Source organism: Edaphovirga cremea (assembly GCF_003332275.1).
Classification (GTDB): domain Bacteria; phylum Pseudomonadota; class Gammaproteobacteria; order Enterobacterales; family Enterobacteriaceae; genus Edaphovirga; species Edaphovirga cremea.
Genome location: NZ_QOVA01000050.1, coordinates 1 through 7,548, shown reverse-complemented (window position 1 = coordinate 7,548; position 7,548 = coordinate 1). Strand labels below are relative to the sequence as shown.

7 protein-coding genes and 1 pseudogene are annotated in these 7,548 nt (G+C 50.4%); 1 reads left to right on the top strand and 7 read right to left on the bottom strand.

The annotated features are described in order from the left end of the window. The first annotated feature begins 924 nt into the window (after window positions 1-924). Window positions 925-1,296: a nitrous oxide-stimulated promoter family protein gene (locus DRI82_RS23430; RefSeq protein ID WP_114196292.1), complete on the top strand. Its 372-nt coding sequence runs from the start codon at window positions 925-927 to the stop codon at window positions 1,294-1,296. Window positions 1,297-1,362: 66 nt separating this feature from the next. On the opposite strand, the gene DRI82_RS23425 is transcribed toward DRI82_RS23430, so the two are convergent. From DRI82_RS23425 to DRI82_RS23395, 7 genes and pseudogenes are all read right to left on the bottom strand, one after another. Beyond that, entirely contained in the window at window positions 1,363-2,265 is a 903-nt protein-coding gene (locus tag DRI82_RS23425) for a LysR substrate-binding domain-containing protein (protein ID WP_114196291.1), read from the bottom strand. Window positions 2,266-2,380: 115 nt separating this feature from the next. After that, window positions 2,381-3,103: a response regulator transcription factor gene (locus DRI82_RS23420; RefSeq protein ID WP_114196290.1), complete on the bottom strand. Its 723-nt coding sequence runs from the start codon at window positions 3,101-3,103 to the stop codon at window positions 2,381-2,383. A 57-nt stretch (window positions 3,104-3,160) separates the two neighbouring features. Continuing rightward, window positions 3,161-4,249, bottom strand: a complete 1,089-nt coding sequence (locus DRI82_RS23415) for a hypothetical protein (protein ID WP_157968137.1) — start codon at window positions 4,247-4,249, stop codon at window positions 3,161-3,163. Between the two features lie 97 nt (window positions 4,250-4,346). Beyond that, window positions 4,347-4,868: a hypothetical protein gene (locus DRI82_RS23410; RefSeq protein WP_114196288.1), complete on the bottom strand. Its 522-nt coding sequence runs from the start codon at window positions 4,866-4,868 to the stop codon at window positions 4,347-4,349. Between the two features lie 26 nt (window positions 4,869-4,894). Continuing rightward, on the bottom strand, window positions 4,895-5,569 hold the full coding sequence (locus tag DRI82_RS23405; protein WP_114196287.1) for a fimbrial biogenesis chaperone: 675 nt from the start codon (window positions 5,567-5,569) through the stop codon (window positions 4,895-4,897). Then, window positions 5,538-6,260 (bottom strand): pilus assembly protein, encoded by a 723-nt coding sequence (locus DRI82_RS23400; RefSeq protein WP_114196286.1) that lies wholly within the window; start codon window positions 6,258-6,260, stop codon window positions 5,538-5,540. Before DRI82_RS23400 ends, DRI82_RS23405 begins: the two co-directional genes overlap by 32 nt. Window positions 6,261-6,321: 61 nt before the next feature. Further along, window positions 6,322-7,548 (bottom strand): annotated as a pseudogene (locus tag DRI82_RS23395) (TcfC E-set like domain-containing protein); the annotation flags it as partial.

Sequence of the window (7,548 nt, the reverse complement as noted above, 5' to 3'; positions counted from 1 at the left end):
ATTGTCGGTGATGTTACCGTTGAACGTGATGGTGCCGGTTGACGCGGCATTAGCGAAAGAGGAAACGCCCATCAGCAGGGCAATTGAAGCAACTAAAGCTGACTTTTTCATGGAAAAAATAATCCTTTAATGATTGTGAAAGGGAGCCAGAACTTGACTTTCGGCATCCCTGCGCCGATGTAATTCATCGATTTTCTTAGCTTTTCTTTTTACGTCTACAGCAAGCTACAGCCGAGTGAGTGACTGGAAAAAATCCATGGTCACTTCCATTCAGTGTGTCCAAAACGCGGTGATAATCGCCAAGATAGGAATAATATTACTGGTAAGAATTTCCTTGTGTCAAAATCCTACTCCCCGCCATTACACGCTTTATTTTTTTCTTTATATTCAGGCAGCTAAATTAATATCCAGCTATAATCTCGTCTTATTCCTAATTAAATATGTAATTTTGCAATAGTTTTTAATTCTGTAAAATTAATAAAAACAAGCATTTAATTATATTAAATAAGTAAAGTAAAGAATAACAACCCAATTAGACAGTAAAAAATACGTTTAATCCATTTAATTGATTTAAACACTAAAAACACCAAAAATGGCCGATCGGAAAAAAACCATTTCTATCAAAATATTAAAAAACAACCCACCTTCTTTTGCGAAAATTGCCCCTCGCATTAGCCTCTTATTTTGAACAATAATTAATCATTAATTAAAAGTAGATTAATCTCGCTTTCGCTAATACATAAACAGAGGTGTATAAATTACCATGCTGCAGCGTTAGCAAGAAATGAATCTGGCGGGTTTAGGGAAATCAGCGGAAAGAAAGGGAAATCGCGAGGAAAAATCCATAAGTTTTTGCGAAAGTTGTCGAACCCGCACGGTTACGTCAAAATAGAGATTCAACGACCGGTTTATCGGAGGGTATTAATGGCTGGAAAGCGCATTTCGCGGGAAAAACTGACGATCCGAAGAATGATTGCGCTTTATCAGCGCCGTTGCCCACAGGCCCAGGACGTTGTTGGTACTCATTTTCAGGCGCTTTATGAGTACGCGTCAAAACGCCTCGATCGCTGCGCCTTTGGTGAAGAGAAGCCAGCTTGCAAGCAATGCCCTATACACTGCTATCAACCTGCTCGACGTGAAGAGATGAAAAAGATCATGCGCTGGGCCGGACCGCGCATGTTATGGATCCATCCAATATTGACTGTGCGTCATTTAATTGATGACCGACGTCCTGTTCCACCCATACCAGAAAAATACCGGTCTAAAAAACAGAAACCGGAAGATATTTCCAACTGACGGAGTTAAGTGACTGGATTTTGCAGAAGCTGACTGACAGAGATAGGCACTCTTTTATATACAGATTCATTCCCATGTATAGTGTTGACTTTCCAGGCGAAACGCATCCATTAAACTTCTCGCCGCTTGCGTTATGGGACGTTCTGAAGAGTAGACCAGACAGTACTCTGCATCAGGAAGCCTCTCTTTTACCGGAATAATGCTCATATTTTGTGCGAGAAAATGGGAACGAATCATGGATTTTGTCGCCACAGTCAGATAATCAGCATTAATAACCATTTGCAAGGCCGCAGTACCAGTACCGCGCATTACCGCTTTGTCTGGAGAGTCAAAGAGCAGTGACTCCAACTGATTGTTTTGTCCCATGATCGTTATCGGTAAATACCAGTCAGCGTCCTTCAACTGGGTCAGTGAAGTGCAGTGGGACAACGGGTGACCTTTGCGAGCATATACCTTGTATGTGGTTTTAAATAAAGGCTCTTGCACCAGCCCGCTTAAATATTCAGAAGGCATGGCCGAACCTATTATAAAGTCCAGTTTTCCACTTCGCAGTGAGGGCAACAACTCATTTACTTGCCCTTCCATATTACAAACACTTGAGTTGGGATTGGTTTTCCTAAATTTCTTTAGGGCAGCAGGGAATATGGTCAAAATAGGTAATGATGATAGCCCCACGGTAACGGAACCAGACGTCAGGTTATTGAGATGCTCAATTTCATCAAGGGCACGATTTAACTCATTCAACACTAATTCGACACGAGAATTAAACATAATACCCGCGTCAGTAGGTATTACGCCGCCGCCGCCTCTTATCACCAATGGCGTGCCGAGTGTTTGCTCCAACTCCTGCAAACTGCGCGTTATTCCTGGTTGTGACTGTTCAAGTGCTTTTGCTGCAGCGCGGATACTGCCTTGCAGAATTACCGCCTGAAATACTTGTAGTTGTTGGAGTTTTGGTAAGTATCTCATAATACCTCTATGTATTTAATGTAGTAACTGTAAGCAGTTTAAATGTAAATAAGCAGGATTTTTTAAATAACGCCTAAAGTGCCCAGGTAAAATAAACATACTGTCAATTAACTGACTAGGGTTCCCTTAGTTCCACTAATTTCCATACAGGTAAAAATCTGGAAACCGGATTCGTGTTACTTGTTTCCAGTATAGTCGAACCTAACTCATTGTTTATCGATTTTTTGTTGTGTTTATTAATTATAAGCGGTTGCAGAGATCTGATACTCAATTTTATAAGCGCTGAACGCTTATAATTACTGACTGTCTTGGGGCTAAGCTGTAAGTCTTTGGCAATACTCATCATTTGTTCCCCATCCAGAAGTCGTCGCAACACGGTGGTTTCCCGCAGGGAAAGTGGGGATGCGGTTACCTTGCCAGGTCTATACGCATCAGTGAACGTATCGATAACATCAACCAACTGCTTTTCCAGCATACCCAATGGTTCTGAGGTGTCCAGTACACATCCAATACTATTAAGATCCGATAAGTAGCGAGCCATTACCCCAGTGGACATCACATCAGCAATCAGCAATATTCTGGCATCAGGATGCACCATTGGTAAAAACTCACCAAAAAGGCTTAAGGTAGATGCCGGATCGGCAATCGTACTACTCAGCGTCACGATAATAATATCAACAGCAGGTAGCCTTATTAATCGATTTGCATATTGGTCAAGGTGGCTAATACTGGCAACAATTTTACACTTCTCTGAAAACTGCGTATCAAGCAGGATCTCTTCAATGCCTGTGCGGGTATAAAGGCATGGGCATTGAATTGCTATTCTTTTCTTAGCCATGGTTCCCTCCTGGAGCCGACAAATAAAAGAATTATTATTCTGTTAAAATAATATAATTCATGCATTAGGGGTAATAATAAAATTCAGGGTATCCGTATGCATGCCCTCTTTCGTCGAGGCGTTCTTGAACAGGTTTATTTCCGGTGTCCAACACATCTGACTGCGGCCATTCCCAATATCATTCCCTTGTTGCAAGCTTATGTAATTGGGCGCTCCAGACGCAGGGAGTTTAAAGTCATTTGCCGAACCAACAGAACTCTTCAACTTCAGATTATAAAATAACTGGCTGCTATCAGGACCTTGCATCGCAAACAGACTGCGCGTCCCTTGTGTGCTGGGGGTATTGCTCACATTCAGCGCATAGGTATATTTTTTCACCCCAGCCAGCACGTAGTTCACGCACAGGCTATTGTTGTTGATATTTTGAATCGTGGCGAGATAACCGGTACCTGCCACGGTCACATCTGGCAAATCTCCCACATCCGTTGTATCAAGCACCCACTTCGCCGTTGACATTTTAAACTCCGGCTCTGGAGGCATGATCTCGGTGATCGGAGGAACCACCCCGCCTGGGCCATCCGAGCTCACTTTGCAGGTACCCGTCGTTTGGGTGGGTATAAACCAGTAATTTCCGGCTGTAGCGTTAGCACCTCCTTGACTCGCGGAAGTTAGATAGACGACTGCCGCCGGATACGCATTATTCGCTGCCGTCGGCGTGATAATGAATGTCACCCGCCCAGAAGTGCCCGGTGCGAAATTCAGCAGAGTACCAGTCGCTGGTTGGGCAAGGGTTATTCCGGGGGTTCCACTACTCGGCGCATTACGCTCAACAACCCCAGAAGGCAATGTAAGATCCTTGATGGGTACCGGATTCCACACGAAATTTGCCGTGCTCAACCCCACACCTGAAATAGCCGGAATTTTTATCACGAGATAATTATGAGCATTTGGTTGAACGCCGGCGCCGCTTGTACGCGCTGTAACTTGCATATCAAAAACGGCTTTCCACTGATTATTACCAATGTCGCTAATTGAACAGTTCGAGATATCGGTTCGGTAGTACGTATCAGCCAAAGCGGGCTGAATACTATGACCCAGCAGAAGTGCCCCTAAAAAGACAAGCGACGGGAAACGAATTTTCATCATAATTCCTTAATGCTTTACACTCGCAATAAATGTAGAAATCACAGCGTCTATCGCCCAGCATGCCTGACGTATCAGCCCTGGTAATTGGAAGAGCATGTCAGACCTTCGCCGCAAACATCAGCACCAGTTCGCCCACGTAATTACCTGCGACGTTCCTGAAACCTCCGGCAGGCTCGTTGGCCCCCACCGTTATCACGTAAAGCCCCGTGGAGATCCCCCCGCCGACGATCGTGTTGCTGAAATCCAGCGGGGTGGGACTCAGCGTTTGCAGCGCGGTACCACTGCTGCCAAACTGCACCAACTCGTTGGTGAAAATCAGTGTAGGGTCGGATTCATTGGTCAAATTCATTGGGTTAACCAGCGAGACCGTGAAATCACTGCCATTGCGGATATTCACTTCCACACTGACCTGCGCCTCATAACGGGTAACATCACTGCCCGCACTGTTGTTCAATTCCAGCGTGTCGTACCAGCCGCCGCCCGGTTTCTGTACCGTGATTTGCGGCAGGTTGGTCAGCTCAACACTGACATCGACCGTGCCCAGCGGCGTGTCTGCTGCATTCACTGCGATCCCCGACAGCAGCAGTACCGCCGCCATCATCTGTTGCCATACCCTCATGGTACTGATTCCTTTTTTAGCTTCTCTTATGCGCCGCACTGCAGGGTAAACGCCTTGCCTTGCGCCTTGCCGCGCAAAGCCTTGCCTGCAATCTGTCGCGGCGTACCGGGGTAGACGTTCATGTCATCCACGTCTTTGCCATCCTGTTTCAGTTCGCTGAACTCCACCCGCACCGTACCGGTGGCCTCCAGTTGTACTCCTTGTGCATTGCAATTATGCCGCCAGGTCGCTACCTGATTCAGAGGCAACTGGCGTATCAACCCCATATACCCCAGATTAATCAGCATGACATTGCCGGCCGTTCCGCTTACGCTCGCCTTCTGCTGCGGTATTACGCCCAATCGATACACTTTTTCCCGCTCAGGGCGTTTCAATGCCGTGAGTCTCACCGGCTTGTCCTGACGCGGCCCCAGCGACAACTTGAAGGGGGCAGCATACAGATAGGGTTCCTTGATGATGCCCAGCGGTATCCGCTGCTCTTCTTCCGGCGGGACACCGGGGTTGGTCACCTCGAACAAAGTGATCTCGACATACTCCGGCTTGTCGCCGGTATTGGTCACCCGAACTTCTGCATGGTCGTCTTTCATCTCCGCGATTTTCGGGGAGATATCAATGAACGCCAGTGCTGCTCCCCAAGGAAGTCCGCACAGCAGTATCCCGGTTGCAACCTTACGGGCAACGCACGTCAAACGGTTTGCCATCAGCATTTCCTTTCACACTTTTCGCCGGGAACACCAGTGGCGTACCGGGATACACGTTCTGATCGGACGGCATACTGCCCGCTGGCGTCACCTGCAACTGGGTGAACGGCGTGTGCACATTCCCCGTTGACGTCAGTTGCAGTCCGCCCGCCGTACACTGGTGCGTCCAGCCGCGGATCTGCGCCGTCGTCGGCGGCTGGTGGTGTACCACCACGCCATACGCGATACCAAAGTTGACCGGTGCCTTGATTTTGTCTTTGCTGCCGTCATCCACTACCTTGATGCTCGACACCGGTACGATATACAGCCGGTATACCGTCTCCTGGGCGGGTGCCTTCAACGCCACCAGGCTGATATCCCGCTTCTGGCCGGGGCCGAGCGTCAGTTTCGCCGGGTTGACCATCATCTCTGGCAGGGTAACCTCACCCATCGCCTTTTTGCGCTCCGGGCTCTGGCCGGGGTTTTCAACCAGCATCAGGTCGATTTTCAGGTACAGCGGCTTGTCTCCCAGATTACTGACCTGCACCGTGCGGTTCTGCTTGCCTTCCACCGTGCTGCGCGCGGGCATCACCATCAACTGGCCGTCGGCCTGCACCAGCCCGCTTACCGCCAGCAGCCCCAAAGCCAGCGTGGTGCGGATCAAGGTGATACGGCTAAATGTGGTACGGAAAGTGTTCATCATCTGTTTCATACGGTTACTCACGTTTAGTCTGTCTGTTCAATTATCGCATAGTATAATCCGGCGTGCCCCGCTAGCCCGCCACGCACTGGTAGCGGTTGTCTTTCGGCAGGGTCAGGTCACAGCGGTAGCGCTGCATGCCCTCCACGGTGATCTGCCTGAGCAGCGTCGATGACGCCACCGAGAACAGCCCGTTCGGATAGACGGTGTCACCCGTCTCTTTCACCGTGCCGCTGATCGGATGCCCGCTGCCGTCCACCAGGAAACCGTTGTACAGAATGTTCATCTCCACCTCGGCGTTCACCGGGTACACCTGCCCGGGATGGGCGCGTACCACGTTGGCCGGCAGGCGGATATTCATGTCCGTCCCGGCGTCCACCGACTGGGCGCTGGCGAACACCACGTCCTGATAGCTGCCCAACGGGACCGCATAGGTACTGCCGCCCGCCACCGGGTACCCCTCGACCTTGAAGCCGTACTTCATGTCGCCCAGATCCGGGGTTTTGACCAGCAGCGCCGCACCACTCAGGCTGGTCCGCCCCAGCGCAATGCCGTCTTTGCTGGCGGCCAGCATGCCGTTGTAGTTGAAACTGCCGTTGGTCACCCGGTCGTCCACCCCGACACGCACCGAGGCGTCACCGCGGGTGCCGCTGCGCCGACCGGTCAGGCCGAACGCATTGGTGCGGCCCACTTCGCTGAAGTCCGCCCCGGCGTAGGTCGTGCCGGTACTGTCTTCAAAGTCGCGGGTGTAACTGCCGCCGGTGTGCAGCTTGTCATTCTCGTAGGCCGCGTTGAGCGTGGCGTTACTGTTGTTCAGCATGATGGTGGTGTTGAGGAACACCCCGTAGTTGTTGTCGCTCTGGTTATACCCGCCCTTCTGCACCCCGGCGGAAATCACCGCCCATACCCCGTTGCCCCGCGCATTCCACGAGCTTTGCAACTGGTGGAGTTCGCTGCGGCTATAGCGGCTGTAGTTGTAACTCAGCCGCGTGGGCCCAAACTGCCGGCTGTAGTAAAATGAGGTGCTGTTGCTGGCCTGGTAAAACTCGGAGACCGAGGTGTTCTGGTATTGCGACACCGTCATGGAGCCCAGGGTCTGGCTGCCGGCACTCAGGCTGGCGTACCCGCCGGTACTCTTTTCACCGGTCATGATCCCCACGGTCGGCGCCACGTTCAGGTCACCGATCAGCATGGGCCGGGTGATGTTGTTCTCCAGCGCCCAGGCGCTGCCGCTGCCCTTGATCAGCGAACTGCTGGCGGCAAACCAGGTGTTCTGGAAGCTGGCCCCGGCATTGACGAT

Bases quoted from the DNA above. Each gene is read 5' to 3' on its own strand.
- DRI82_RS23430 (WP_114196292.1), top strand. From the start codon at position 925: ATGGCTGGAAAGCGCATTTCGCGGGAAAAACTGACGATCCGAAGAATG.
- DRI82_RS23425 (WP_114196291.1), bottom strand. From the start codon at position 2,265: ATGAGATACTTACCAAAACTCCAACAACTACAAGTATTTCAGGCGGTA.
- DRI82_RS23420 (WP_114196290.1), bottom strand. From the start codon at position 3,103: ATGGCTAAGAAAAGAATAGCAATTCAATGCCCATGCCTTTATACCCGC.
- DRI82_RS23415 (WP_157968137.1), bottom strand. From the start codon at position 4,249: ATGATGAAAATTCGTTTCCCGTCGCTTGTCTTTTTAGGGGCACTTCTG.
- DRI82_RS23410 (WP_114196288.1), bottom strand. From the start codon at position 4,868: ATGAGGGTATGGCAACAGATGATGGCGGCGGTACTGCTGCTGTCGGGG.
- DRI82_RS23405 (WP_114196287.1), bottom strand. From the start codon at position 5,569: ATGGCAAACCGTTTGACGTGCGTTGCCCGTAAGGTTGCAACCGGGATA.
- DRI82_RS23400 (WP_114196286.1), bottom strand. From the start codon at position 6,260: ATGAAACAGATGATGAACACTTTCCGTACCACATTTAGCCGTATCACC.